This window comes from Pirellulimonas nuda, assembly GCF_007750855.1.
GTDB lineage: Bacteria > Planctomycetota > Planctomycetia > Pirellulales > Lacipirellulaceae > Pirellulimonas > Pirellulimonas nuda.
The window spans coordinates 5,967,586-5,992,897 of record NZ_CP036291.1 but is presented as its reverse complement, the minus strand read 5'-3'; the positions used below and the strand labels follow the sequence as shown (position 1 = coordinate 5,992,897).

Sequence of the window (25,312 nt, the reverse complement as noted above, 5' to 3'; positions counted from 1 at the left end):
GCATCCCCCAGAAGCGGCCCCGTCCGCTCGAACCACTCCCCGCAACCGCAGAGCGCCACCATGGCCGGACCCCGTCACGAGAAGCAACAAGGCGAACTGGCCGAGTCGGTCGTCAAGATCAAGCGGTGCTCCGCGGTCGTGAAGGGGGGTCGTCGGTTCAGCTTTGCTGCACTGGTGGTCGTCGGCGACAACAAGGGGAAAGTTGGCTGGGGCTACGGCAAGGCCAACGAGGTTCCGCCGAGCGTGGAGAAGGCCCGCAAGGAAGCGATGCGGAGCCTGGTGTCGGTTCCCCTCGAAGCCGGCGGCACGATCCCCCACGTGGTCAAGGGCCGCTACGGCGCCGCCCAGGTAATCCTGGTGCCCGCCTCGGAAGGCACCGGCGTGATCGCCGGCATGGCGGTGCGGGCCGTGTGCGAGGCCGCCGGAATCCACAATATCCTCACGAAGAGCTTTGGCTCCAGCAACCCAGTGCCGTTGGTGAAAGCCACCATCGAGGCGCTCAAGTCGCTGCGGCCCAAGAGCGAGATCGAACGCCTCCGCGGAGTAACCCTGTCATGATTCTTGACGAAGTCCACCGCGACATCCAGAAGAACCGCAAGCGCAAGCGCTTGGGGCGCGGCATCGGCTCTGGGCACGGCAAGACCTGTGGCCGCGGCCACAAGGGCGCCGGCTCGCGTGCCGGGCACTCGCAGCGGCCCAACTTCGCCGGCGGCCAGATGCCGCTGCACATGAAGGTGCCCAAGCGTGGGTTCAACAACAAGTTCGCCCTGACGGTGTCGGTGGTAAACCTGGGCCAGATCGACGCCGCGTTCAACGACGGCGACGAGGTCACCCTAGACGCCATGAAGAAGAAGAACCTGGCCAAGGGCCGGTTCGACGTGTTCAAGGTGCTCAGCGAGGGAGACGTCACCAAGAAGTTGACGGTCTCCGCCCACCGCTTCAGCAAGGCGGCGGTCGAGAAGATCGAGGCCGCCGGCGGCAAGGTCGTGATCATCCCGGGCAAGACGCCGGTAGCGGTGAAGCAGAAGGCCGCCAAGGCGGAGAAGAAGGCCAAGCTTGCGGCCGCGAAGTAGGCGCGGCTCCGCCAAGCGGGGCGGCCCGTCCGATCGGTGACGGAACACGGATTCTAACGGGACACGAGCGAGGTTCGAGAAACTACCGATGTTCGAGAAACTCCGCGTCGTTTGGCAGATCCCCGAGCTGCGGCAGAAGATCCTGCTGACGCTGCTGATGCTGGCGATCTATCGCGTCGGCTTCCAGGTGCAGCTGCCGATCGTCGACCCGGACAAGATCGCCAACCAGGAGTCGGGGGGTCTCAGCGACATCCTCCAGCAGGTGGCCGTGCTCAGCGCGAGCCAGCTCACCAACATCACGATCTTCGGCCTGGGCATCATGCCCTACATCTCGGCCTCGATCATCTTCCAACTGTTGGGGAGCGTGATCCCGCAGCTCGAAGCCCTGCAGAAGGAGGGCGAAGCGGGCCGCAAGAAGATCAACGAGTACACGCGTTACGCTACCGTTGCGCTCTGTCTGTTCCAAAGCTGGTTCTACGTCGGCTCGTACGCGGAGAAGTTTGCCGCGGCAGAGTTCCTCAACGACGCGGGGCACTTATTCTTTGGCTGGAAACTGGTGGTGGTGCTCACCATGACCGCCGGCACCGTGTTCCTGATGTGGCTCGGCGAGCAGATCGACGAGTACGGCATCGGCAACGGCATCAGCCTGTTGATCATGGCGGGCATCCTGGCCCAGATGCCGGCCGCCGGCTTCCAGTTGATCGGCCAGTCGACGATGACCCTGGGCGACCCCTCGAAGATCGACCCCCCCGAGCTGCTGCTGCTCGCGGCCATGTTTATAGGCGTGGTCGTGGGCGTGGTGTTTATCACGCTCGGCCAGCGCCGCATCACGATGCAGAGCGCCAAGCACATGCGGGGCCGGCGGATGGTGGGCGGCGGCAAGAGCTACCTGCCGCTCAAGGTAAACCAGGCCGGCGTGATGCCGATCATCTTCGCCAGCAGCCTGATGATGTTCCCGATGCTCGTCTTCAGCCAGCTCGGCTCGGTGGCCGCCGGCTGGGAAGGGGAGGGCTGGGTCAAGAGCCTGTTGATGGGGCTGGGCGACGTGTTCGGCCGCGAGGGCTTCACCTACAACCTGTTGTTCCTGGTCCTGATCTACTTCTTCTGCTACTTCTGGACGGCGATCACGTTCAACCCGAAGGACGTGGCGGACAACCTGAAGAACTTTGGCTCGTTTATCCCCGGGTACCGCCCGGGCAAACGCACGGCCGATTACCTGGAGAAAGTGATGTTCCGCATCACTTACGTCGGCGCCGGGTTCTTGGCGATCATCGCGATCATCCCGACGCTGGCCAACCTGTGGCTCGGGGTCCCGTGGGGCATCGCCATGTTCTACGGGGGCACAAGCCTGCTGATCGCCGTGAGTGTGGCGTTCGACCTGGTGCAGAAGATCGATAGCCACCTGGTGATGCGGAACTACAAGGGCCTGCTGGAATAGGCCCCGACCCCAGCGGCGGCCCGCTGCTACGGCGGCCGCCACCTTTATGCCGGAGCCCAGCGGGACGCGGGCGGGTCGGTCTGCCGAGGAGCGTCATGCGGATTGTGTTTATCGGCCCCCCCGGCGCAGGCAAGGGGACCCAGTCTCTGAAGCTCGCCGAGTCGTTGGGGGTCCGCCGCTTGTCGACCGGCGAGGTGCTCCGCGAATCGCGGGCCGCCGGCGAACCGCTGGGGCAGGCCGCCGCCGAGTTCCTGGACCGTGGCGAGCTGGTGCCGGACGATGTGGTGGTGCGGCTGGTCGCCGAGCGGCTAGAACGCGCCGACTGCCGACGGGGCTACCTGTTCGACGGTTTCCCGCGCACGATCGAGCAGGCCCGCCAGCTCGACCTGCTGCTCGAGTCGCGCCAGGCGCCGTTGGACGCCGCGCTGGAGTTTGTCATCCCCGAGGACGAGTTGTTCCAGCGCCTCAGCAAGCGGGGCCGATCGGACGACTCGGAAGAGACGATCCGTCAGCGGCTGCGGGTGTACGCCGCGTTGACCGACCCGCTGGCCGAGTACTACCAGTCACGCGGGCTGCTGCACCGGATCGACGCGGTGGGGACTCAGCAAGAGGTTTACGCCCGTTTGACCGGGGCCCTATCGACCGTGAAGCCTGCCGACAGCGACCCGAAGCCGTGATTCAACTCAAGAGCCAACGAGAAATTGCCCTGATGAGGCAGGCGGGGCTGGCCGTCTGGCGGGCCCACCAGATCGTCCGCGCGATGGTGGCGCCCGGGGTGACGACCGAAGAGATCGACGCCGCCGTGGCGGACCACTTCCGCGAACTGGGGGCGACCCCGCTGTTCTACCGGTACCCCCACCAGGACGAGGGGAAGCCGGCGTTCCCGGCGGTGACCTGCATGAGCGTGAACGAAGAGGTAGTGCACGGGATCCCCAAGAACCGGGCGCTCAAGGAGGGCGACATCGTCAGCGTCGACACGGGCTGCCGCCTGCACGGGTGGTGCGGCGACTCGGCCTGGACGTACGCGGTCGGCCGGATCGACCCGAAGGTGCAGAAGTTGCTGGACGTGACCGAGGCCACGCTCGACCTGGCGGTGGAACTGCTGGCCGAGAAGAGCCGCTGGAGCCAGGTGGCGGTAGAATTGGCCCGTTACGTCCGCCAGAACCGGTTCCACACAGTGGAGTGCTTCGTGGGGCACGGCATCGGCAAAGAGATGCACGAAGAGCCGCAGGTGCCCAACTTCCTCAGCCGGGGGCTGCGGGGGACGGGGGACTTCCGGATCTCGCCGGGGCTGGTGATCGCGGTCGAGCCGATGGTGAACATGGGGACCAAGCGGGTGAAGCTGCTCCGCGACCAGTGGACGCAGGTCACCAACGACGGGAGCCCCAGCGCCCACTTCGAGCACACCATCGCGATCACCGAAGAGGGGCCGACGCTGCTGACCGCGGCGCCGACGGCCAAAGAACAGCAGGTGCTAGCGGCTGGGTAGGGCCTGCGGCCCCCGGCCGGGCCTCCCCAGCAAGAAACGTGCCCACAGGGGGTTGCCCACTAGGGCGGTGAAACCGTACACTCCGTGGTTTCGCCAAGATTCGACGACGCCCGCCCTGCCGGCGGGGTTCGTGAACTAGTTATTCGACCCGCACCACCGCGGGGCCAGCAAGGGACGTAAACGATGAAAGTCCGGGCGAGCGTCAAACGCATGTGCGACAAGTGCAAGGTGGTACGCCGCCGGGGCGTGGTGCGTGTCGTGTGCGCCAATCCACGTCACAAGCAGCGTCAGGGCTAAGTCGGCCCAGCCAAACCAACAGCTTCAGGGCCCAGCGCCTTCCATCCGATTTCGAGGTTCCTCTCCAGGGACTTAATCCACCATGCCACGTCTGCTCGGCGTTGATATCCCGTCCGATCGCCCCACGGAGATCGCCCTCACGTACCTGTTTGGCGTGGGGTCGAAGACCGCCCGCGAGCTGTGCCACAAGGCGGGCATCGACCCGCACGTGCACTCGCGTGAGCTGAACGAGGACGAGGTGGCCCGGCTGGCGGCCCTGTTGGACAAGGACTACGTGGTCGAGGGGCAGCTCCGCCGCCAGACCAGTCAGAACATCTCGCGGCTCCGCGACATCGCCTGCTACCGCGGCATCCGCCACCGGCGCGGGTTGCCGGTCCGCGGCCAGCGCACCAAGACCAACGCCCGCACCCGCAAGGGCCCCAAGAAGACCGTCGCCGGTAAGAAGGGCGTGAAAGACCTCCGTTAGTCCCCGGCCGCTGTCCCCGGCTATAGGCCCCGGTTGGGCCCACACGGGCGGCGGGGGGAGCGTTCAGCGAATCGGCAAGCGTTGTATCCCGCGACGTCTATTTCCAGAGAGCGAGTTTAAACGTGGCAAAATCGTCCGGATCTTCGACCAAGAAGACGCGTCGCAATGTGTCAGTGGGGGTCGCCCACATCACCGCGACGTTCAACAACACGACCGTCACCATCACCGACACCAAGGGCGATTGCCTGTGCTGGGCGTCGGCCGGTTCCAGCGGCTTCAAGGGGAGCCGCAAGAGCACCCCGTTCGCCGGCCAGATGGCCGCCACCAAGGCCGCCGAGGCGGCGCGGAAGTACGGGTTGCGGGACGTAGACGTGAAGGTCAAGGGTCCCGGCAGCGGACGCGAGAGCGCGATCACCGCGCTCGAGGCGGCCGGCCTCAAGGTCAAGTCCATCGAGGACGTCACGCCGCTGCCGCACAACGGCTGCCGGCCGCGGAAGAAGCGTCGTGTGTAGGGAGGAGAGTGGTGAATCGTGAGTGGTGAAGAGGCAGAGCACCGACCATCACTCCACAAGTCACCGTCAATCTCCTGTTACCATTCACTGCCCACCACTCACCAATCACTACCTAGATGGCGCGTTACACTGGTCCCGTCTGTCGGCTCTGCCGTCGTGATGGAATGAAGCTGTTCCTCAAGGGCACCCGCTGCGATACAGCGAAGTGCGCCTTCGAGCGTCGCGACACCCCGCCGGGCCAGCAGCCCGCGCGTCGCGGCAAGGTGACCGACTACGCGGTCCACCTGCGTGAGAAGCAGAAGGTGAAGCACTACTACGGCGTGCTGGAGCGTCAGTTCCGCCGCTACTTCAACCGGGCCGAGAGCTCCAAGGGCAACACCGGCGACACGCTGATGGTGCTGCTCGAGCGTCGGCTCGACAACGTGGTTCACCGGCTCGGGTTCGGCCTGAGCCGCGCCCAGGCCCGCCAGTGGGTCTGTCACGGGCACGTCACCGTCAACGGCCGTCGGGTAGACATCCCCAGCTACGAGGTGCGCGCCGGCGACGTGGTGCGTATCAAGAACCGCGCCAAGAGCCTCGACGCGGTGCGGGCTTCGCAGAGCGAGAACCACCGCGAGGTGCCCGACTTCCTTGCGGTGACCGAAAGCCTGATCCCCGAGGGGATCGTCGGCCGACTCCCGGGCCCCGAGGACGTTTCGGTGCCGGTACAGACTCAATTGATCGTCGAGCTTTGCTCCAGGTAGCGTCCGCGCCAGCCGCGTCGGGCCCCCCGCGAGCGATCGCCCGGCCAGGCGCCCCGGCCGGGCAGACGGCTCCCCCCCACAGCTTTCCAGGAGACACAGATGCATATCCGCTGGCGTGGACTTGAACTGCCGAGCGCCGTCGTCTGCGAGCAGGAGACCCTTTCGCAGACCTACGGGAAATTCGTCGCCGAGCCGTTCGAACGCGGCTTTGGCGCCACGGTCGGCAACGGCCTGCGCCGCATCCTGCTCTCCAGCATCGAGGGGAGCGCCGTGATGCAGATCAAGATCCAGAACGCGCAGCACGAGTTCACCACCATCCCGGGCGTCCTGGAGGACGTGACGGACATCGTGCTGAACGTCAAGTCGCTGGTGGTGAAGAGCCACAGCGAGCAGACCAAGGTGCTGCGGGTCGAGCGGAACACGGCGGGCGCCATCACCGCCGGCGACATCCTCACCGACGGCGCGGTTGAGATCATCAACAAGGACCACGTGCTGGCGACCCTCACCGACGACGTCCCCTTCGTGATGGAGATGATCGTCGAGAACGGCCGCGGCTACGTGCCCGCCAGTGAGCACAGTCAGAACGTCCAAGAGATCGGCATCATCCCCATCGACGCCATCTTCAGCCCCGTGCTGCGGGTGCGGTTCGACGTGGAAGAGACCCGCGTCGGTCAGAAGACCAACTACGACAAGCTGTCCATCGAGGTCTGGACCGACGGTTCGCTCGACCCCGAGATGGCGCTGGTCGAGGCCGCCAAGATCTTGCGGAAGCACCTCAACCCGTTCGTCCAGTACTCGCAGCTTGGCCCGCAGGTCCGCTCGCCGGCCCGCACCAGCTCGTCGACCGGCATCGACCCCTCCCTGGAGGCGAAGCTGTCGATGCCGATCGCCGACCTCCAGCTTTCGGTCCGGGCCAGCAACTGCCTCGAAGCAGAGAACATCCTCTCGGTCCGCGACCTGGTGACCAAGAGCGAAGACCACCTGCTGGAAGTACGCAATTTCGGCGAAACCACGCTTACCGAAGTCCGCGAGAAGCTTCGCGACTTGGGTCTGCACCTCGGGATGCGGATCTCCTCCGCCATGTCGGTCTGATCCTCCCCCACCCCGCACCGCCCGCACCCCTGCTGGGCACGTCACGGAACCGCGACTATGAGACACCGCAAGCGTGGCCGGATCCTCGGCCGGAACCCGAAGCACCAACGCGCCCTGCTGCGGAGCTTGGCCAGCAACCTGTTGCTGACCGAACGCGACCCGGAGGACCTCCGGTTCCTCGACATGGAATCGGAGCCGAAGGTGAAGGGGCGTATCATCACGACCCTCAGCAAGGCCAAGGAAGTACGCCCGCTAGTAGAGAAGTGCATCACCATCGCCAAGGGCGGGGTGAAGGCCCAAGAAGCCGCGGCCGAGTTCGGGACCGACGCCGAGCGCGGCTCGGACGCCTGGCGGCAGTGGCGGCAGGGCGAGGGCTGGCGGAAGTGGAACACCGCGATGGCGCCGGCCGTAGCCGCCCGTCGTCGGTGCATCACGCTGCTGGGCAGCAAGCAGGCCGTGGCCGTGCTGTTCGAGACGGTCGCCCCCAGGTTCACCGATCGCCCGGGCGGCTACACCCGCGTGGTGCGTCTGGCCGCCCCGCGTCTGGGCGACGCCGGTACGCGTGCGATCCTTGAGTTTGTCGGCGTCCGCGACCGCGTGGTTCAACGCGCCGCCAAGCCGGCGTTCGATCAGGCAGAGACCGTCGAGGCGAGCTGAATCTTCCCGGCTGGGCCGTCTCCGGCTGGGCCGTCTCCGGTTGGGCCAATCTCGGCAGGACTAGCCGATCGGCAGCCGCACCACGGCCCGGGCGCCCTCGCCCGGGGCCGATTGGTAGTCGATCGAGCCCCCGAGCCGCTCGATCACGCTCCGCGCTAGGAACACGCCCAGCCCCATCCCTTTGCCCGGGTCTTTGGTGGTGAAGAAGGGCTCGCCGATCCGCCGCAGCACGTCGCGGTCGATCCCCGGCCCGTGGTCTTGCACCTCGATCGTGAGCGTCCGGGCGTCGGTCGTCATGGCGAGCCCGACGGGCTTCCCCCCCGAGGCGTCGAGCCCGTTCTGGGCGAGCGCCCTCAGCGCCTGCCCCACCGCGATCACCGGGAGCGTCAGGCAAACGCCCCCGGAACCCGCGGCGATTTCTACTTCGACCGGCGCTCCCGGCAGCCCGCTCACCACGCCCGCGGCGAGCTCTGCGACGGTGATTTCGGTCGGCGCCTCGCCGGCGGCCTGGCCCGAATCGATGCTCATCCGGTCGAGGATGGCGCGGCAGCGGACCAGTTCGTCGCGGATCAGCTTGGCGTCGTGACGCACCTCTTCGGAGGCGCCGCGGGCCTGGAGCTCGAGCTCCAGCTCACGCGCCACGACGGCAATGGTTGACAGGGGCGAGGCCAGCTCGTGGGCGGCGCCCGCGGCCAGCGTCCCCAACGCCTCGAGCTTCTCGCTGCGGGCCCGGCGTTGTTCTGCGTCGCGTCGCGCCTGCTCGCTCTGCTCGAGTTGCCCGGTGAGCCGGGTGGCGAAGTTGACGATCACGCCCGCCGACACCCCGAACGCCACGATCGCGCCGATGGCGGCCAGCCACGTCGACTCGGGCGCCGAGAGGGGCGCCAGCCGCCCCGGTTCGCGGAGCGCCTCGATGCTCTGGTGCCACCAGCTCAGCAACGAAAAGGCCAGCACCGCCCCGCCGCAAAGCACCCACGACCACTGCCAAGGGAGCAGCACCGCGGCCAGCGCCAGGTTCACAAAGTAGAAGACGACAAACGGGTTGGTGGTGCCGCCGGTGAGCCACAGCATTGCCGTAAGCACGGCCAGGTCGAGCAGCATCAGGCCCCCCATCACGACGTGCCACGCGCGGGGGGGCGTGGGGCGGCGGGCCGCGCCGCGGCGCCAGCAGGCGAAGGCCGTGTTGGTGAGCACCGTGACGGCCACCAGGCTCAACAAGGGAACAATCGGCAGGCGGACCCCCAGCAGCGTCACGACGCTGATCGTGCCGAGCTGGCCGATCGCCGCGACCCACCGCAGCTTGGCGAGCCACCGGGCGCTCGTGCCGAAGCGTTCGGCGTCGCGGGCCGCGGGGGTCGTGGGGATCGAGCTCATGGCTGGCGTGCTGCTTGGGGCGGGGGCGCCGATCCGCCCGGCGGCGGGTGGGGGGCGTGGCAGAGATCGAGTCTAATCGACGCCACCCGCGGTGTCGTCTTCACCCTTGTGGCGGTCCCCGTCGCCCGGCCGACAATGAGCCTCGACCTGAAATCCGTCGCCTACCGGACGACCCACCCGCTGCTCAAGCGGATCCGCGGGAGCCGCACGTTGATCCGGCGGCTCACCGGCGTACGCGTGCCGGCGGGGACGGCGGTCGACTTCGATCCGACCACCGTGCTGCTGGCGATCGCCGTCCGCGAGGCGGCCCTGCCGGGCGACCGCAGCGCGCTGGAGGTGGGCGTCGGCGCCGGCGCCCTGGCGGGGCTCTCGGTCGCCAAGGCCACGGGGCTCGCGCTCACCGGGTGCGACTGCGTGGCCCGCAGGGTCGAGTCGGCACGCGTTGTCGCCCAGCACAACCGGGCGCCGGTGCGTCTGTTTGTCAGCGACCTGTTCGACGGCCTGCCGGCCGGCGAGCGGTTCGACCTGATCTTTTTTAACCCCCCCTACGTGCCGACCGAGGTGGGGGACCGGCTGAACTTTTCCGAGCGGCTTACCGGCGAGCGCTCGATGTGGGACGGCGGCGACGACGGCCTGCAGGTGCTGCGGCGGTTCCTCGCCGAGGCGCCCCCGCGGATGGCGCCGGGGGCCCGGGTAGTGTTTGGCGTGCAGCACGTGTTCACGCCCGACGCCGCGGTGCGGGGGGCGATCGACGCCTCGCCGTTCGAGCTGGTCCGTCGCGTTACGCGGTGGTGGCTGCCGAGTGCGGCGTACGTGCTTCGCGCACCCGCTCGGGCTTGAACGTGCGGCGTGGCTGCAGGGCGGGATCGGGGCGGGCGCTGACGCCCAGGGGGCGGGCGGTCTCGATGATCGCCTCGGCGATCGCCTCGGCCGCGACGCGGCGTTGACCGGCGTCGGAACGCACGGCCCGTTCGAGCTCGACGTGCACGAACGCCCCGCCGACGCTGCGCAGATGGCGGCCCTGTTCGTTCTTGGTGGCGGCCAACGAGCTGAATCGCACGCCGGGCGTCCCCTCGTTCACCTTCTGATTCAACTCGTCCTTGGGCTTCAGGTTGTTGAACGAGTAGCCCGCCATGCCGCGTTGAACCAGCCGGTCGTTGAGTGTGACGATCTGTTCGGTCACCTCGCCGCCGCCGGTGGAGAGGATCGCCTTGGCGTCGTCCGGGAACGGGTGCTTCTCGATCGCGAAGCCGTGGATCTGCCACGCCGCGACCTGGCCCAGCGGGCCGGTCCAGGCGACGTGCACCTGGTGGAAGACGGAGTCAATCAGGTCGGGCACGTCCGCCTTGTCGCGTTGGGCGCCGGCAAGCAGCAGCCCCTTGGCGCCGTGTTCGAACACCATGGCGGCGACCTTCGCCGAGTTGGAGTCGTCCAGCGGGTGGGGCGCCTCGACGATCGCGGGCACCTGGCTGTCTGGGTTCAGCAGGAACGCCCCCCAGCCACGCGGCTGAGAGACACGCGCCAGGTCTTCGCGCAGCAGCAGGTACTGCTTGCCGCTCTTTTGGTCGACAAACCGGACCACTTCGTAGCCCGCTTGTTCGGCGAGCCGCGCCGCCTCGTCTACCGCGCCGGAGTCCAGCAGCCTGGCGGTGCGGAAGAGCGTGGGGAGCTCCGGCGAGGGGTCGACGTACGGCCGCGGGTCGCTCTTGGGACCACGCAGGAAGTACTTCGGGCCGGTTAATTCGGCGACCAGACCCGCGAGCGACCCCGTAACGGTGGCGATCGACTGGGCTCGCGCCGCAGCGGGAGCGAATACAATCGCGGCTAAGGCGATCGGCGCTAGATAGCAATGATGCATGGTACGCAAACTCCTTCCCTCCATGGATTGAGTCTCGCCTGCGACGGAACCGACACGTGTGTCCCCGTCGGACGCCCTCCCAGGGCTTGACCGACAGGCCGCCGTACACGCCCCGGAGTATGAACAGAGCGGCCCGCCGGGGCAACGCTAATTCCGGCTAAATTCCGGCCCGGTCTGCTGGCGCCGCGGCGGGCGTTTCAGGTGCGGAGTCCGCCTCGTCGAACTCTACCTTCTCGTAGACATCGCTCAGAGCGAGCGGCAGATCGAGCAGCGCCAACGTGATCGAGGCGTCGATGCCGTTCGCCTCGGTCAGGTTCCAACTGCCGTCTTCTTGACGGACGAAGCGTTCGATATGCGGCCTGTCTTGGGCCACCAGCACGTACTCGCGTAGCGAGGCGATCTTGCGGTAGTGCTCGAACTTCTTGCCGCGGTCGTAGGTTTCGGTGGAGGGGGAGAGGACCTCAACGATGAGCTGAGGGTTGAGGAGGGTATCGAGGTGTTCATCCTCAAACGCCGGTTCTCCGCAGACTACCGAGAGATCGGGGTAAGTGTAGAGGCCGGACGGATCGACTTTAACCCGCATGTCTGAGCCGTGTCCTTCGCAAGGCTTTCCCTTCAACCCGGAGCCGATCAAAGTATTGAGAGCGAAGGTCAAGCGGCTATGCTGACGGCTAGCGCCCGCCATCGCGAACATCTCGCCCCGATAGAACTCGTGCTTCTGTTCCAGCGAGGCGCGCTCACGAGCAAGGTATTGGTCGGCCGTTAGATAGGTGTTGGGGATTGCGGACATGCGGGCATTGTACTCTGCCTCGCGCGGGCCGCGAAGCTCGCTCCATCGGGCGAGCCGTCGGCGCCCGCCGCCGGAGTGGCGGCGCGATTTACGTCTGGGTTCCAACGGATCCTGGGTCCGGGGCCCCTTTTTGCATCACTCCGGCGGCTGACGCCGACGGCTCGCCTAGCGGGTTCGTAGCCCTGACATCCAGGCTCAAAAACCGGTAGAATCGGGCCTCAATCGCTGACGCTCCCCGCCGAGGAACCGAGCCTGTGGCCGACGAAGACGATCCCGCCGAAGTCCCGTCCGAAGGGGGCCCCAACGAGGCCTCTGGCCCCACCCCCGGCGAGGGTTCTTCGGGCGATGCGCCCGCCTCCGACCCGACCGCGGCGATCGCCCTGCGTCTGATCGACATGCCGATCGAGGACGAGCTCAAGGAGAGCTACCTGACGTACGCCATGAGCGTGATCGTCAGCCGGGCGCTGCCCGACGTGCGCGACGGCCTCAAGCCCTCGCAGCGGCGGATCTTGGTCGCGATGAACGACCTGAACCTCGGCCCGGGTTCACAGCGGGTGAAATGCGCCAAGATTTCCGGCGACACCAGCGGTAACTACCACCCGCACGGCGAGAGCGTCATCTACCCGACTCTCGTGCGCATGGCCCAGGAATGGAACATGCGCGCCCTGCTGATCGACAAGCAGGGAAACTTCGGCAGCATCGCCGGGCTGCCGCCGGCCGCCATGCGGTACACCGAAGCCCGCCTGTCGCCCGTCGCGGCGCTAATGCTCGAGGACCTGAAGCTCGACACCGTGCCGTTCGTCCCCACCTACGACGAACGCAGCACCGAGCCGGTGGTGCTCCCCTCCAAGTTCCCCAACCTGCTGGTGAACGGCTCGGGGGGCATCGCGGTCGGCATGGCGACCAGCATCCCGCCCCACAACCTGGGCGAGGTCTGCCGCGGCGTAGTGGCGCTGCTAGACAACCCGGAGATCAGCATCCAGGAGCTGATGGAGCACATCCCGGGGCCCGACTTCCCCACCGGCGGCATCATCTGCGGCCGCAGCAGCGTGGCCCGCGGCTACATGACCGGGCGCAGCACCATCACCGTGCGGGCCCGCACCAGCGTCGAAGAGGCGGGCAAGAAGACGCGGATCATCATCCACGAGATCCCCTACCAGCAGGCCCGCGACCGGGTCGAAGAAAGGATCACGACGCTCGCGGCCGACGGCAAGATCTCCGGCATCGCGGCGGTGCACAACCACAGCGACCTCAACGAGCCGGTCCGGCTGGTCATCGACCTGAAGCGCGACGCCGACGCGGACGTGGTGCTCAACCAGCTCTACAAGTTCTCGTCGATCCAAGAGACGTTCAGCGTCATCTTCTTGGCGCTGGTCGACGGCAAGCCGCGCGTGCTGAACCTGAAGGAGATGCTGCAAGAGTTCGTGCGGCACCGCTTCACGGTCATCCGCCGGCGGACGCAGTTCCTCTTGGCCCGGGCGCGGAAGCGGAAGCACACCGTCCAGGGCCTGCTGCTGGCGCACGCCAACATCGACGAGGTGATCCGCGTCATCCGCAGCAGCACCACGCAGCCCGAGGCCAAGCAGCGGCTGATCGAGATCAAGGTCCCCTCGTCGATGCTCGAACGCGCGCTGGGCGACGTCGGCTACGGCCAGTTTATCGCCGAACGCGGCGCGGCCGAGGACTACTCGCTGACCCCCGTGCAGGCCGACGCGATCCTGCGGATGACGCTCGGCCAGTTGGTGAACCTCGAGCAGGAGAAGCTGGTCGACGAGCACTCAACGCTGCTGACGGAGATCGGCGAGTACCTGTCGATCTTGGGGGACGACGCCCGCATCTACGGCATCATCCGCGACGACATGCTGGAGCTGGCCGATTCGCGGCACGCCGACGCGCGTCGCACGCAGATCAGCCACGAAGAGCTGGGGGACGTCGACCTCGAGGACCTGATCGAGGAAGAGACGATGGTTGTCTCGATCAGCCACGAGGGGTACATCAAGCGCACGCCGGCGACCGCCTACCGCACCCAGAACCGCGGCGGCAAGGGGATCAAGGGCGCCAAGAGCGACGAGGCCGACCCCGTTGAGCACCTGTTCGTCACCAGCACGCACGACTACCTGCTGTTCTTCACGAACCAGGGGAAGGTCTACTGGCAGAAGGTGTACAACCTGCCGCAGCTTGCGCGCGACGCGAAGGGCCGCGCCGTGGTCAACCTGCTGAACTTCGGCGAGGGAGAGAAGATCGCCGACTGCCGGGCCCTGCGCGACCTGCACCTGGAAGACCACTACCTGATGATGGCCACCCGCAACGGGCTGGTGAAGAAGACCGCGCTTAAGGCCTACAGCCGGCCGCTGAAGAGCGGCATCATCAGCATCAAGCTGCGTGAGGGGGACGAGCTGGTGGACGTGGCGCTGGTGCAGCCGGGCGACGAGATCGTCCTCTCCACCGCCAAGGGGATGGCCATCCGTTTCAGCGAGGCAGACGCCCGCCCGACCGGCCGCAACACCAGCGGCGTCAAGGGAATCGGGCTGGGCAAGGGGGACTACGTGGTCGGCATGGTGCCGGCGTTCCCCGGCGCCACGCTGCTGACCGCCACCGCCAACGGCTACGGCAAACGGACCCCGTTCGGCCCCAACGCCGACGGCGGTCAAGAAGTCGAAGGGGTTGAAGACGTCGAACGGGTCGAAGCAGCGGAAGGCGAGGACGAGAACAGCTCCTCCTCCCATCGCTACCGCACGCAGCACCGCGGCGGCAAGGGGCTGCGGGACATCAAGACCACCGACCGCAACGGCGGCGTGGTGGGCGTGGTGCGGGTGGACGACGACGACGAGCTGCTGATGATGACCGCCATGGGCAAGGTGCAACGCATCAAGGCGAGCGACATCAACGTCATCGGCCGCAACACGCAGGGGGTGCGGATCATGTCGCTGGACGACGGCGATCAACTGATGGCGATCGTCCGCGTGCCAAAAGAAGAGGGTGACGCGGCGCCCGTGGAAGAGGCGTAGTGCTGGCCAAAGAATGGGCCGCGGATCACGCGGATCACGCGGATTACGTTGGATGAGGCGTGATGATCAGTGTTGATCCGCTTGATCCGCGACGATCCGCGTCCCATTCTTGAGTCGTTTCAGTGCAACTCGAATCAAGAGTACGGAGATGGCTGAGTGGCCCCTCGGAGTTTTTGCCAGCATTGACGCGGGGCTGGGGGTGCGGCTCGACGTGGCCCAACAGCTCGGCGTGCCGACGCTGCACCTGCACGCCCCGCACGCCGAGGGGCGGACCGCCGAGGCCGCGGCCGCGTTCCGCAAGCGGCTCGATGAGCTGGGGATGCGGGTGTCGGTGGTCTTCGCCGGGTTCGACGGCGAGAGCTACGCCGACATCCCGACGGTCGTCGAGACCGTCGGCCTTGTGCCGCACGCCTACCGCGCGGAGCGGATCGCGCAGCTCAAGCAGATCATCGACTTCACGGCGCTGTTGGGCGTTGAAGCTACCGGGCTCCACCTGGGCTTTGTGCCGCACGACGCCGCTTCGCACGGCTTTGCCGAGGTCGTGGCCGTAACCGGGGAGGTTTGCGACTACGCGGCGGGCCAAGGGGTGGCGATCCACCTAGAAACCGGCCAAGAGCCGGCCGACGTGCTGATCGCGTTCCTCGACGCGGTCGGCCGCCCGAACTTGTTCGTCAACTTCGACCCCGCCAACATGATCCTCTACGGCTGCGGCGAGCCCATCGATGCGCTGCGGAAGCTGGGCGCCCGGGTGCGCAGCGTGCACTGCAAGGACGCCACGTGGAGCGACCAGCCGGGCCAGACCTGGGGCGCCGAGACGGCGCTGGGCGAGGGGGCGGTCGACTTCGAGAAGTTCCTCAGCACGCTGGCGGAGATCGGCTACGATGGGCCGCTGACGATCGAGCGGGAGATCCCGCAAGACCCGGAGCGTCAGAAGGCGGAGATCGGCCGGGCGCTTGAATTGCTGAATCGGCTCAAGGCCAGCGTCTAGTCCGGGCCGCTCGCGTCCGGCTCGCCCTCGGATGCTATCGCGAGGGTGTCAACGCGTCGCGGCGGTGATTAGACTGCGAGGCCTGCATCCCGCCCTACCGTTTCGGTACTTCAAACCAGGCGTGCGTATGAACGTTCAGGTCCGGCTGTCGATCATGATGTTCCTCCAGTTCTTTATCTGGGGGGCCTGGTACGTATCGATGACCGGATTCATCGGCGCCGCGGGGATGGACGGGGTGACGGGCGCCGCGTACACGGTCGGTCCGATCGCGGCGATCATCGCGCCGTTCTTCTTGGGCATGGTGGCCGACCGGTTCTTCGCCAGCCAACGCGTGTTGGGGGCGCTGCATCTGGTGGGCGGGGGTCTGCTGCTGGCGGCGCCGATGGCAGCGGCGCCGTTTGTCTTGGGCGAGGCGCCGGCCGACTCCAGCATCTTCTACAAGGTGATGCTGCACGACGCCGCGGCGTACCGGCAGCCGTTCACGCTGCTGCTGCTGGCCCACATGCTCTGCTACATGCCCACGCTGGGGCTGACCGCTTCGTTGTCATTCCAGAACCTAGAGAACCCAGAGAAGCAGTTCCCCGCCATCCGTGTGCTGGGGACGATCGGCTGGATCGCCGGCAACCTGGCCGTTGGTTTGCTGCCAGGCGCGGACGCTTCCCCTGCCCAGTTCTACCTGGCCGGGGGCGCGGCGTTGCTGTTGGGGTTGTTCAGCTTTACCCTCCCCCACACGCCGCCGCCGGCCAAAGGCAAGCCGACCACCATCGGCCAGATCCTGGGTTCCGATTCGCTCGGGATGATGAAGAACCCTTCCTACGCTGTGTTTATCATCTGCTCGTTCCTCATCTGCATACCGCTGGCGGGCTACTACCAGCAGGCCCGCAACTTTGTCGACGCGGTTGGCCTGAAGATCAACGGCAGCGCCACCACCACCATGAGCTTCGGGCAGATGTCTGAGGTGGTGTTCATGGTGCTGATGCCGCTGTTCTTCGCACGGCTCGGGGTGAAGTGGATGCTGCTGGCGGGCATGGGGGCCTGGGTGCTGCGTTACGCCCTGTTCGCGCTGGGCGCCGACGACCACATCCTTTGGATGGTGTTCCTGGGAGTCTTGCTGCACGGCATCTGCTACGACTTCTTCTTCGTGACCGGGATGATCTACGCAGACCAACGCGCGCCTTCCGACGTGCGGAATCAGGCGCAAAGCTTTCTTGTGTTCGTCACTCAGGGCTTGGGGCTGGGGATCGGCGCCAAGGTGTTCTTTGCCCACGTGCTGATGAACACCGAAGATGGGGTTGCGGATTGGTACACGATCTGGCTCTACCCCTGTCTTTTCGCGGCCGCGGTGATGGTGGTGTTTTTCCTGTTCTTCTGGGACAAGGCCGGAGCGACGCCCCGGACGGACCGGTTGGACGCGGCCGAGGCCGCTAGCCGAGTGGAGGCAGCCCAATGATCCGCATCGGAATCGCAGGCCTCGGCTTCATGGGGATGGTCCACTACGAGACCTACCAGAAGCTGCGCGGCGCCAAGGTAGTGGCGCTGACCGACAACTGCCCCGAGAAACGCGCGGGCGACTGGCGGAGCATCAAGGGAAACTTCGGCCCCCCGGGCCGGCAGATGGACCTGTCGCACCTGCGGGTGCACGAGTCGATCGACGACCTCCTGGCCGATCCCGAGGTCGACCTGGTAGACGTCACGCTGCCGCCGGCGATGCACGCGGATGTCGCCATCCGCGCCCTGCGGGCGGGCAAGCACGTCTTCAGCGAGAAGCCGTTGGCGCTCGCGCTGGGGGACTGCGACCGGATGGTTAAGGCGGCCGACGCGGCCGGTCGCCGGCTGCTGGTGGGGCACGTGCTGCCCTACTTTCCGGAGTACGCCTGGGCGCTCAAGACGGCCCGCGGCGGCAAGTACGGGCGGGTGCTGGGGGCGAGCTTCAAACGCGTGATCTCCGACCCCCACTGGATGCGGGGCTACTGGGACGCCGCCGTGGTGGGCGGACCGATGCTCGACCTGCACGTGCACGACGCCCACTTCGTCCGCTGCCTGCTGGGGATGCCGACCCGCGTCACCACCCGCGGCAGCACACGCAACGGCCTGGCCGAGCACTGGCACTCGCTGATGGAGTTCGCCGATCCCGGCGTCACGGTGCACGCCGAGAGCGGCGTGATCGACCAGCCGGGCCGGCCCTTCTTGCACGGGTTTGAGATCCGGCTGGAACGCGCGACGCTGGCGTTCGAGTTCGCCACGCTGGGTGACGAGTCGCGCTACCTCTGCCCGCCGACGTTGCTGGACGCCAAGGGCGGGGCCAAGACGGTCGACCTGGGCGCCGGCGACCCGATGGACGCCTTCGCCGCGGAGCTGCGCGACGTGGTGGGGGCGGTGAGCGGCAAGCGGCTTGACGGCGCCGCGGCGCTGGACTGCGCCGCCGCACGCGACGCGATCGCGCTGTGCCAGCGTCAGGCGGAGAGCCTGGCCAAGGGGAAGACGGTCCGCGTCTGACCCGAGGTACTTAATCGACGAGCGAGAACGCGACCCCGACGATGAGCTGCGCGGCTTCTTCCGCCTGGTCGTACTCGCCAAACGCCTCGTCCAGCGGAGAGGGCTCGCGCCGTTGCTGGGCGGCGTCGATCGCTAGCAGCAGGTCGGGCGAATCGTCGCCGGCCTGTTCGGCCGACGCTGCCTCGGGAGTGCTCTCGAATGGCCGGGCCGTTATAGACAGCGGCTCGACCAGCGCGAAACCTGGCTCTGGAGCTGCTGCTACGTTGCTCTCGGCGGCCGGTTCGAGGGGGCCGACGGGCGCCTCGCCCGTCGCCGCCATGGCGGGCGCGATCGCCGGGGCCTGCATCCCGAGGTGGTCACGCCACACGGTGTAGTCCGCCAAGTCGACCCGGCCGTCGCCGTTTGCGTCCGCCTGGGGGTTGGCGGTGCCGAAGTGCTGACGCCACAGGGCGAGGTCGCCTTCGTCTACCAGCCCGCTGCCGTCGAAGTCGCCCGGCATCGGCTCGAAGACCTGCGGCTGCGTGGCCGTGGCCACGGGCGGGTCGAAGTTTCCGACGATGGGCAGCGCGCGGTCGTCGCCGAACTCGAAGTACAGGTCGGCGCCAAACGGCTTGGTCCGGAACGGGTGGTCGACCAGGTTCGCGGTCCCCGCGGCCGCCAGCCGGGTCGCCGCGTTGGGGTTGCCGGAGACCAGGAAGTACCACTCGGACGTGTTGCGCGGCGTGGCGGCCGAGTCGCGCGGGACCCACAGGCCGATGTCGTCGACGCCGTCGCCGTCCATGTCGGCGGCGACCGGCCGGTCGAGCACGCCGGGGAAGCCCCAGACCAGGCTGTCGTCCGCTACAAAGTCTTGCGTGAGGTCGAAGTTGAAGCGGTTGTCGTTGAACGACGCGAAGTCGTCGATGCCGTTGCCGTCGAAGTCGCCGACGATCGGCACCCCGTAGAGGTTGCCCTGCGCGCTGACCTCGGCCTGCTGGATGATGAAGTCGTGGTTGCGGTCGAGCGCCCATCGGCCGGCGTAGTACAGGCCGATCTCGTCGCCGTTGGCGGCGTTGCCGTCGAAGTTGCCGGCGATGGGGATGGCGCCCGCGACGTTGAAGCCCGCGATCAGCGGCTGGACGGTCAGCAAATCGGCGCCCGTGGGGTTCACGACGCCGTCGAAGTCGCGGTCCACGAGCCAGCGGTAGGCGTTCAGCTCCGCCGAGTAGCCGAACGCGGCCAGGCCATCGAAGCCCAACGAGGCGTTGGGGACCGCGTTGCTTGGCAGGCCAAACTTGCCGGCGAAGGCTAGGTCGTGAACGTTGTAGCCCCCCAGCCCGATGGCGCCGCCGGCGCCGGTGACCGGCAGCGTGAACGAGAGGTCGACGTTGGTCCCCCCGCCCGGGAACTGCTGTTGCTGCACGTCCCACAGGCCGTTTCCGTTGATGTCGATGGCGATGTTCTGGGCGACGAAGGCGCCGATCTCCGGCAGGCTGTCCATGACGAAGTTGGCCCCGGCGAACAGGCCGCCGAAGAGGTCTTCAACCGGGTTGCCGGCGGGGTCGCTCACCGTGGGGCTCACCGTCAGCGTAAAGCGGTCGTCCGGCAGCGGCGCGGCGAAGTTCAGCGTCACGGTCGCCGTGTTCAGGTTGGCGCTGAACAGGAGCGAGAAGGCGTCGCCGACGCCCGGAGCGCTGGAGAACGCCGAGTCAACGGTGATCTCGCCTGTCGCGGCGTTGAAGGCCGTGACGCGGCGGACCTGCCCCTGGTTGGGGCCGTTGCTGAACCGCAGGTAGTCGCCGATGGCGGGCTGGTTGCCCCCCGCGGGGATCATCCCCGCGGCCGTGAACACCGAGGCGCTTGCCGCCGAGGTCACCAGGGCCTCGCCCGGCAGGTTCGGCACCGCCACGCCGGCGTGCGCCAGGCTCGCGGCAGTGATCACCGAGAAGCCGTCGCCCACGGCGGGCGCGATGGTGCTGTCCTGGTCGAGCTGGATGTCGCCCGTCGCCGGATTGAAGGCCGCGACGCGCTGGATGACCCCCGCGTTGGGGCCGTTGTTAAAGGTGATGAAGTCGCCGACCGCCGGCACGACCGCGGCGCCCACAAGCCCCGCGGCGGTGAAGTTGGTGTTGTCCGCCACCGCGGTGACGGTCTCCGAGAGCTTGACCGCCTGGTCGACCGTGACCGAGCTGATCGCCACGGGACCCGTAGCGTCGCCAACCAGCAGGTAGTTGCTTACCTTCGCCGCTTCGACCGGGTCGAGCGCCGGGTAGATGAAGTCGTTCACCGTGCCGGCCTGATCGACCCGGGTCGGTGGGTCGGTGAAGAAGATCGAGAGGCTGGTCGCCAGCGGAGTGGGGCCGGTTTGAGTCGGCTTGGGGTCGAACAGGTCGAACGAGCCGTCGCCGCTAATCGGCAGGCCGTTTACCCCGATGCCGTCGACCTGCGGGCCCTGGGTGTCGATGAAGATCTGCAGCACCTGTCCGGCGTCCGAGAAGCCGTCGCTGGGCAGATTCATGTTCCCGGCCGCATCGGCCGCGATCACCAAGAGCTGCCGAACGCCGTCACGCATGGCGGTGAACGCGGGGTCGTTCAGATTGACGGACGTGGCGATACGCCACAAAAGGGTGGAGCCGGTGTTGGAGTCGGCCGTGGGGATGCTTGCGGTCCCGACCAACAGGTCGGTTCCTGCGGTAAAGAAGCCGTCAGAATCGACGTCCCAAATCAGACCCACGTCTGATCCTTGCGCGCCGGTCCCGGTGAATGTGGGCGTGGTGACGCGGGTAATGCGGTCGGAGAAGGTCGCCGGCGACGCGTTGACGCCGGAGTCGCTGGCGTCGTCCAGGCCATCGAAGTCGCCCAGGGCGTCGCCAAAGATAACCCCGGGCGCCATCGTGTCGAGCGTCACCCGCAGCGACGGCGACATGGCGTAGCGGCCGATGGTCGCGGGGGTGGCTTGGTCGCGGATCCACACCGCGGCGGAGATGTGGTTGCCCTCTCCTTCGACAAGGTCGCCTGCCGCGGCGGTGAACTCCCAGGTGTTGCCCGTTCCGGTGTAGAACGCGAAACCGATCGATACCGCGTTGTTGAACACCTCGACCCCGTAGTCGAAGCCGACCGTCTGGGCGTTGTCGTCGCTAGAGTCTGGCGCGAGGTCGAGATTGGCGAACTCGTCGATGCGGTCGTCGTCCAGGATGATAGTGAACGTGGGCGTCGTGTCGTTGGTGATGTCGTCGGCGTTGTTGCGGCCGCTATCGCTGCCGGTCTGTAGGTCAACCAGCTCGGGGATGGGGGCCGCGGTGGTGATGGCGGTGAAGTTGTAGACGTTGATCGCATCGGCGGTGTCCCCCTGGATGCGGACATAGTAGGTCTGGTTGCGGACGACGGGGATGGTGATCCGTTCGCCGATCTTGGCGCCCGACGCGTCGGTGATGTTCTGCGCGCCGGAGCCGCCGATGCCCGCGACCGGGTTGGCGTCGTTGTCGAAGAACGTGGCGGTGAGTTCGCCGTCGCCGGGCAGGCCGGTCCGGCCGTCGCCAGCCACGCCTACGTCGGCGTCGGTGATCGGACGAAAGTAGAGCTGGAAATCGAGTGTGCCGGTCTCCTGGGCCACGAACTGAAAGAAGTCGGCGTCGCCGGGTACAGGGAACGGCGCCACAAGTCCGCCCGGGTCGATTGTCGGATCGACATTGATCGTCGGCCCGGCCCCCAGGAACGGGGCGTTGGCGAACGTGTTGTTTGCTTCGAAGGGATCGTTCTTGAAAACAACCAAGCGGCCCATGCCGCCGGCGCCCGTGGCGCCGGTGAGCGGATCAAGCGGGGTGATATCGACGAACTCGGCGTTCGAGTAGGTGACGGGCGCCATGGCGCCAACCGTGACCGAGCCGCTCCGCTGGTCGGCGCCGATGCGTTGGATCACCAGATTGCCGGGGCCCAAGTCCTGAACCAGCAGCCGGTCGCTGGCGTTGGGGGGGCCGGCGTCGACTTCGTACGCGATGGTCTGGGCGGCGACGCCGTTGAGGGCGTTCCCGTCGTCGTACTCGTCGGCGTGCGCGACGCGGATGATGTCGTCGCCCGCGAATGTCTCGACGAGGATGCGCTCGATCGTGGGGAAGTTCGCCGCGTTAGCGGGGGACTGGGCGGGGTTGATCGAGACGATGTTCTTGGTCGTCGCAGCGGGGGGCGCCGCCAGAGGCCCGTTCTGAACGCTCAACTGATAGGGGCTCCCGGCTGCCGCGCTGGCGACTAGCTGGGTGACATCGACCACATTGGCGGCGGTCGTGCCGCGGATCGCCAGCGTGTCCTCGCCGGCGCCGCCGTCGTAGGTGTCGGCGCCGGGGCTGTCGACCAGCGTGTCGTCGCCCGCTCCGCCCAACAGCACGTCGTCGCCGGCGCCCCCGGTGAGCGTGTCGTTGCCGGCCCCACCCAGCAGGGCGAGGGGGGTGGCCACCGTGATGCCGCTGCCGTCGAGGATGTCGTTCCCGCCCTCGCCATCGGCGCCGTCTACGCCAATGAAGGTCGTCGCCGAAGCGTCTGGCAGGCTCTCGAAGCGGATCGTGTCGTTGCCGTCGCCCCCGAGGACCCCAAGGAGCGTCATCCCGGCCGGGATGTTGGCGTTGTTGGCGACGATCGTGTCGTCACCCGCCAAGCCGTTCAGCACGAGCTGCGTCTTGCTCGCGAACTCGATCGTCTCGAACCCATCGATCCCCACCAGCCCGCGGTCGTCGGCCGAGCCGCGGCGGTAGGTGATGGCGTTGTTCGCGTTGGTGCCGTTGACGGTAAGCACATCCGCGACCACCAGGTCGATCACCGGCTCGAGGTTGTCGAAGTCGATCACCATGTTCGGCGCCGTTCCGACGTCGTCCGTGTCGTAGGCCAGCCGCCCCTCGTCCGGTTGGAGGCCCGGGGTGTAGGCCGCCGTTTCGACTGTTTGGGTCGACGCGCCCATAACAAGGAGCGTGTCCGACCCGTCGCCGCCGTCGAAGAAGATCGGGGTCGGTATCAACGCCGTGCCGTTGACATCGACCGTGAGGGTGTCGTCGCCGCCTTGCAGCTCGATACGGATCGACGGGGTGATCGAAGCGTCTGTCACAAAGACCTGCGACGCGCTGAGCTGGAAGACCCCTGGACCCACCGCGTTCAGCCCGGCCGGATCGGTAAACAGCAGCCCGCTCTGGGGGCCGGCCCCGACGTCGCGGGTCGCGATGGTCAGCGTGACGCTGTTGTTGCCCTGGGCAGCGCTCCCCCCGGACAGGCCCGAGCGGTCCATGACCGTGAGCAGCCCGGTGGTGGGGCTAATGAACACGTCGCCGGCCCCGGCGCCGACAGCCATGACTTCCACCGGCGACGAGAACTCTGAGGTGTTGCCCCCGGCGTCGGTCGCCGTCGCGACGAGCCACGATCCCGCGACAAGGCCGGCGGGCGCCGGGAAGGTTATGGTCTTACTGCCCGGCGCGGCGTACACGTCGCTGGTGACCAGCGACTGCCCTTCCTGTTGGTCCGCGTCGGCTAAAAACACCTCCACGGCGAGCGGGAACGCGGCGTTGGGCGCCACGGAGTCGACCGCGTAGCTCAGCGTAACCATCCCGGCGTCGATCGTAGCGGCGCCGAAGAACGCCGGCGTGTTCTGCAGGTTGTTGGGGCCCGTGTCGGGGTCGGCGGCGTCGTTCGCGGTGACGCCGTCGTCGCCCAGGTCGATCGCCAGGCCGACGTTGCCGAAGAAGGAGTTGCCGCGGATGCTGGCGCCCGTGGCCGCGCCCGCCACGTCGACGCCGCCGCCGGTGTTGAAGGCGATCACGTTCGCCTCGCCCGCCGCGGCGCCGCCGATCGGATTGCCAACCGCGTCTGTGACCAAGACGCCTGCGCCTGTGTTGGGCAGGGGGGCGTCGGTCGTGGCGGCGACCCCGATGCGGTTGCCGCGCACCGTGTTGCCGGTTGAGGCGGCGTCGTTCATCTCAACGCCGTTCATTCCGTTGCCGGAGATCACGTTCCCCTGGCCCGCGGCGGCGCCCCCGATCTGGTTGTCGTCTGCGCCGCTGTTGACCAGCACGCCGTCGAAGCCGTTTGCCAGCGCGGCCGTGCCCGCCGCGTTCAGGCCGATCAGGTTGCCGAAAACCGTGTTGCCGTCGGCGGCCTCGTTCTCGATGCCGACGCCGGTTTGCGTGTTGCCCGAGATCACGTTCCGCTCGCCCGCGGCCGCGCCGCCGACGGTGTTCGACGGCGAGCCGTCGATCATCACGCCGTTGCCGCTGTTCGGCAGCGCCGCGTCGCCGGCCGCGTTCGTGCCGATCAGGTTGCCGACGATCCTATTGCCAGACGCGGCGGCGCCCATCACCATGACGCCGTGCAGCGAGTTGCCCGACAGGATGTTTCGATCCGATAGGGTCGCGCCGCCGATCGTGTTGTTGTCGCTGTCGCCGGAGATGTTCACGGCGATCGCGTTGCCCAGGCCCGGCGTGCTTGCAGCGTCGGTCCCGATGAAGTTGCCGGCGATCGTGTTGCTGTCGGAGTCAACGATCGTTACGCCGTCGCTGAAACGGGTGATCGACAGCCCGCGCACGATGCTGCCGTTGGCGCCCGCGCCGCTGATCTGGAGGCCGCTGCCGAGGACCGTGGCGCCGTCGATCCGCACGCCCGGTTGCGTCGCGCCGTTGATGGCAAGCGTTTCGGTGATAGCCGGGAGCGTCGACGCCGGGGTGATGGTGAGGTCGCCCCCGACGATCGCGAACTGGATGTCGTCTGGCGTGGCGTCCGCGTTGGCCAGGGTGATGGCTTCGCGCAACGAGCCCACGCCGGCGTCGGCGTTGGTGGTGACCGTGAAGGTCGCCAGCATTCGGCGGTCCTCGAGCTGCTCTGCTCGCAGCCGCCGGCCGCGGCCCGCGCCCAGCACGCGGTCGACGGCGCCTGAGCGGCTGAACAAACCTCTACGCGGGGTACGAGAAGCCATGGCTACGTCTTACAGACAGGGGGGCAGAACCCATCCGTGGGCGCAGGCAGGTCGAACGGGCGACGCCGGGGGCGCGCCGAAGACCGACTATAAGCAGGGCGCCGCG

At 67.5% G+C, this 25,312-nt stretch carries 20 protein-coding genes; 16 read left to right on the top strand and 4 right to left on the bottom strand.

Annotation, left to right across the window (positions count from 1 at the left end; all coding sequences use genetic code 11):
* Window positions 1-60 precede the first annotated feature (60 nt).
* From rpsE to Pla175_RS23170, 11 genes are all read left to right on the top strand, one after another.
* Complete coding sequence (gene rpsE / locus Pla175_RS23220; protein WP_145291262.1) at window positions 61-558, top strand: 30S ribosomal protein S5; 498 nt, start codon at window positions 61-63, stop codon at window positions 556-558.
* On the top strand, window positions 555-1,073 hold the full coding sequence (gene rplO, locus Pla175_RS23215) for a 50S ribosomal protein L15 (protein ID WP_145291260.1): 519 nt from the start codon (window positions 555-557) through the stop codon (window positions 1,071-1,073). Before rpsE ends, rplO begins: the two co-directional genes overlap by 4 nt.
* A gap of 88 nt (window positions 1,074-1,161) precedes the next feature.
* Complete coding sequence (gene secY, locus Pla175_RS23210; protein ID WP_145291258.1) at window positions 1,162-2,511, top strand: preprotein translocase subunit SecY; 1,350 nt, start codon at window positions 1,162-1,164, stop codon at window positions 2,509-2,511.
* A gap of 95 nt (window positions 2,512-2,606) precedes the next feature.
* Entirely contained in the window at window positions 2,607-3,188 is a 582-nt protein-coding gene (locus Pla175_RS23205; protein ID WP_145291256.1) for an adenylate kinase, read from the top strand.
* Entirely contained in the window at window positions 3,185-4,000 is an 816-nt protein-coding gene (gene map / locus Pla175_RS23200) for a type I methionyl aminopeptidase (protein ID WP_145291254.1), read from the top strand. Before Pla175_RS23205 ends, map begins: the two co-directional genes overlap by 4 nt.
* A gap of 183 nt (window positions 4,001-4,183) precedes the next feature.
* Window positions 4,184-4,297: a 50S ribosomal protein L36 gene (gene rpmJ, locus Pla175_RS23195; protein ID WP_145291252.1), complete on the top strand. Its 114-nt coding sequence runs from the start codon at window positions 4,184-4,186 to the stop codon at window positions 4,295-4,297.
* An 82-nt stretch (window positions 4,298-4,379) separates the two neighbouring features.
* On the top strand, window positions 4,380-4,763 hold the full coding sequence (gene rpsM, locus Pla175_RS23190; protein ID WP_145291249.1) for a 30S ribosomal protein S13: 384 nt from the start codon (window positions 4,380-4,382) through the stop codon (window positions 4,761-4,763).
* 122 nt (window positions 4,764-4,885) lie between these two features.
* The gene (gene rpsK, locus Pla175_RS23185) at window positions 4,886-5,275 is read left to right on the top strand and encodes a 30S ribosomal protein S11 (protein WP_145291247.1); all 390 of its coding nucleotides are present in this window, start codon (window positions 4,886-4,888) and stop codon (window positions 5,273-5,275) included.
* A 116-nt stretch (window positions 5,276-5,391) separates the two neighbouring features.
* Complete coding sequence (gene rpsD, locus Pla175_RS23180; RefSeq protein WP_145291245.1) at window positions 5,392-6,018, top strand: 30S ribosomal protein S4; 627 nt, start codon at window positions 5,392-5,394, stop codon at window positions 6,016-6,018.
* 99 nt (window positions 6,019-6,117) lie between these two features.
* Window positions 6,118-7,110, top strand: a complete 993-nt coding sequence (locus Pla175_RS23175; RefSeq protein WP_145291243.1) for a DNA-directed RNA polymerase subunit alpha — start codon at window positions 6,118-6,120, stop codon at window positions 7,108-7,110.
* Window positions 7,111-7,167: 57 nt separating this feature from the next.
* Window positions 7,168-7,767 carry a bL17 family ribosomal protein gene (locus Pla175_RS23170; RefSeq protein ID WP_145291241.1) on the top strand — a complete coding sequence of 200 codons (600 nt, stop codon included), beginning with the start codon at window positions 7,168-7,170 and terminating at the stop codon, window positions 7,765-7,767.
* 60 nt (window positions 7,768-7,827) lie between these two features.
* On the opposite strand, the gene Pla175_RS23165 is transcribed toward Pla175_RS23170, so the two are convergent.
* Window positions 7,828-9,141, bottom strand: coding sequence for an ATP-binding protein (locus tag Pla175_RS23165; RefSeq protein WP_145291239.1), 1,314 nt, complete (start codon window positions 9,139-9,141; stop codon window positions 7,828-7,830).
* Between the two features lie 135 nt (window positions 9,142-9,276).
* On the opposite strand from Pla175_RS23165, the gene Pla175_RS23160 reads away from it, so the two are divergent.
* Window positions 9,277-9,981 (top strand): methyltransferase, encoded by a 705-nt coding sequence (locus tag Pla175_RS23160; protein WP_145291237.1) that lies wholly within the window; start codon window positions 9,277-9,279, stop codon window positions 9,979-9,981.
* On the opposite strand, the gene Pla175_RS23155 is transcribed toward Pla175_RS23160, so the two are convergent.
* Together Pla175_RS23155 and Pla175_RS23150 are read right to left on the bottom strand one after the other, a co-directional pair.
* Window positions 9,923-10,999 carry a hypothetical protein gene (locus Pla175_RS23155; RefSeq protein ID WP_145291235.1) on the bottom strand — a complete coding sequence of 359 codons (1,077 nt, stop codon included), beginning with the start codon at window positions 10,997-10,999 and terminating at the stop codon, window positions 9,923-9,925. The genes Pla175_RS23160 and Pla175_RS23155 overlap by 59 nt on opposite strands.
* A gap of 157 nt (window positions 11,000-11,156) precedes the next feature.
* On the bottom strand, window positions 11,157-11,789 hold the full coding sequence (locus Pla175_RS23150; RefSeq protein ID WP_145291232.1) for a Uma2 family endonuclease: 633 nt from the start codon (window positions 11,787-11,789) through the stop codon (window positions 11,157-11,159).
* 395 nt (window positions 11,790-12,184) lie between these two features.
* Between Pla175_RS23150 and gyrA the strand changes: the two genes are divergently transcribed.
* The 4 genes from gyrA to Pla175_RS23130 all read left to right on the top strand — a co-directional run bounded on the left by gyrA (window position 12,185) and on the right by Pla175_RS23130 (window position 18,281).
* The gene (gene gyrA, locus Pla175_RS23145; protein WP_145292277.1) at window positions 12,185-14,797 is read left to right on the top strand and encodes a DNA gyrase subunit A; all 2,613 of its coding nucleotides are present in this window, start codon (window positions 12,185-12,187) and stop codon (window positions 14,795-14,797) included.
* Between the two features lie 148 nt (window positions 14,798-14,945).
* Window positions 14,946-15,785, top strand: coding sequence for a sugar phosphate isomerase/epimerase family protein (locus Pla175_RS23140; RefSeq protein WP_145291230.1), 840 nt, complete (start codon window positions 14,946-14,948; stop codon window positions 15,783-15,785).
* Between the two features lie 127 nt (window positions 15,786-15,912).
* Window positions 15,913-17,235: an MFS transporter gene (locus tag Pla175_RS23135; RefSeq protein ID WP_145291228.1), complete on the top strand. Its 1,323-nt coding sequence runs from the start codon at window positions 15,913-15,915 to the stop codon at window positions 17,233-17,235.
* Window positions 17,232-18,281: a Gfo/Idh/MocA family protein gene (locus Pla175_RS23130; RefSeq protein ID WP_145291226.1), complete on the top strand. Its 1,050-nt coding sequence runs from the start codon at window positions 17,232-17,234 to the stop codon at window positions 18,279-18,281. The genes Pla175_RS23135 and Pla175_RS23130 overlap by 4 nt, the downstream gene beginning before the upstream one ends.
* 10 nt (window positions 18,282-18,291) lie before the next feature.
* On the opposite strand, the gene Pla175_RS23125 is transcribed toward Pla175_RS23130, so the two are convergent.
* Entirely contained in the window at window positions 18,292-25,206 is a 6,915-nt protein-coding gene (locus Pla175_RS23125; RefSeq protein WP_145291224.1) for a hypothetical protein, read from the bottom strand.
* Window positions 25,207-25,312: the final 106 nt, after the last annotated feature.

Bases quoted from the DNA above. Each gene is read 5' to 3' on its own strand.
- rpsE (WP_145291262.1), top strand. From the start codon at position 61: ATGGCCGGACCCCGTCACGAGAAGCAACAAGGCGAACTGGCCGAGTCG.
- Pla175_RS23155 (WP_145291235.1), bottom strand. From the start codon at position 10,999: ATGCATCATTGCTATCTAGCGCCGATCGCCTTAGCCGCGATTGTATTC.
- Pla175_RS23130 (WP_145291226.1), top strand. From the start codon at position 17,232: ATGATCCGCATCGGAATCGCAGGCCTCGGCTTCATGGGGATGGTCCAC.
- Pla175_RS23135 (WP_145291228.1), top strand. From the start codon at position 15,913: ATGAACGTTCAGGTCCGGCTGTCGATCATGATGTTCCTCCAGTTCTTT.
- rpsM (WP_145291249.1), top strand. From the start codon at position 4,380: ATGCCACGTCTGCTCGGCGTTGATATCCCGTCCGATCGCCCCACGGAG.
- Pla175_RS23160 (WP_145291237.1), top strand. From the start codon at position 9,277: ATGAGCCTCGACCTGAAATCCGTCGCCTACCGGACGACCCACCCGCTG.
- rpmJ (WP_145291252.1), top strand. From the start codon at position 4,184: ATGAAAGTCCGGGCGAGCGTCAAACGCATGTGCGACAAGTGCAAGGTG.
- Pla175_RS23205 (WP_145291256.1), top strand. From the start codon at position 2,607: ATGCGGATTGTGTTTATCGGCCCCCCCGGCGCAGGCAAGGGGACCCAG.
- Pla175_RS23150 (WP_145291232.1), bottom strand. From the start codon at position 11,789: ATGTCCGCAATCCCCAACACCTATCTAACGGCCGACCAATACCTTGCT.
- gyrA (WP_145292277.1), top strand. From the start codon at position 12,185: ATGCCGATCGAGGACGAGCTCAAGGAGAGCTACCTGACGTACGCCATG.
- Pla175_RS23140 (WP_145291230.1), top strand. From the start codon at position 14,946: ATGGCTGAGTGGCCCCTCGGAGTTTTTGCCAGCATTGACGCGGGGCTG.
- Pla175_RS23125 (WP_145291224.1), bottom strand. From the start codon at position 25,206: ATGGCTTCTCGTACCCCGCGTAGAGGTTTGTTCAGCCGCTCAGGCGCC.
- rpsD (WP_145291245.1), top strand. From the start codon at position 5,392: ATGGCGCGTTACACTGGTCCCGTCTGTCGGCTCTGCCGTCGTGATGGA.
- Pla175_RS23175 (WP_145291243.1), top strand. From the start codon at position 6,118: ATGCATATCCGCTGGCGTGGACTTGAACTGCCGAGCGCCGTCGTCTGC.
- rplO (WP_145291260.1), top strand. From the start codon at position 555: ATGATTCTTGACGAAGTCCACCGCGACATCCAGAAGAACCGCAAGCGC.
- Pla175_RS23170 (WP_145291241.1), top strand. From the start codon at position 7,168: ATGAGACACCGCAAGCGTGGCCGGATCCTCGGCCGGAACCCGAAGCAC.
- Pla175_RS23165 (WP_145291239.1), bottom strand. From the start codon at position 9,141: ATGAGCTCGATCCCCACGACCCCCGCGGCCCGCGACGCCGAACGCTTC.
- secY (WP_145291258.1), top strand. From the start codon at position 1,162: ATGTTCGAGAAACTCCGCGTCGTTTGGCAGATCCCCGAGCTGCGGCAG.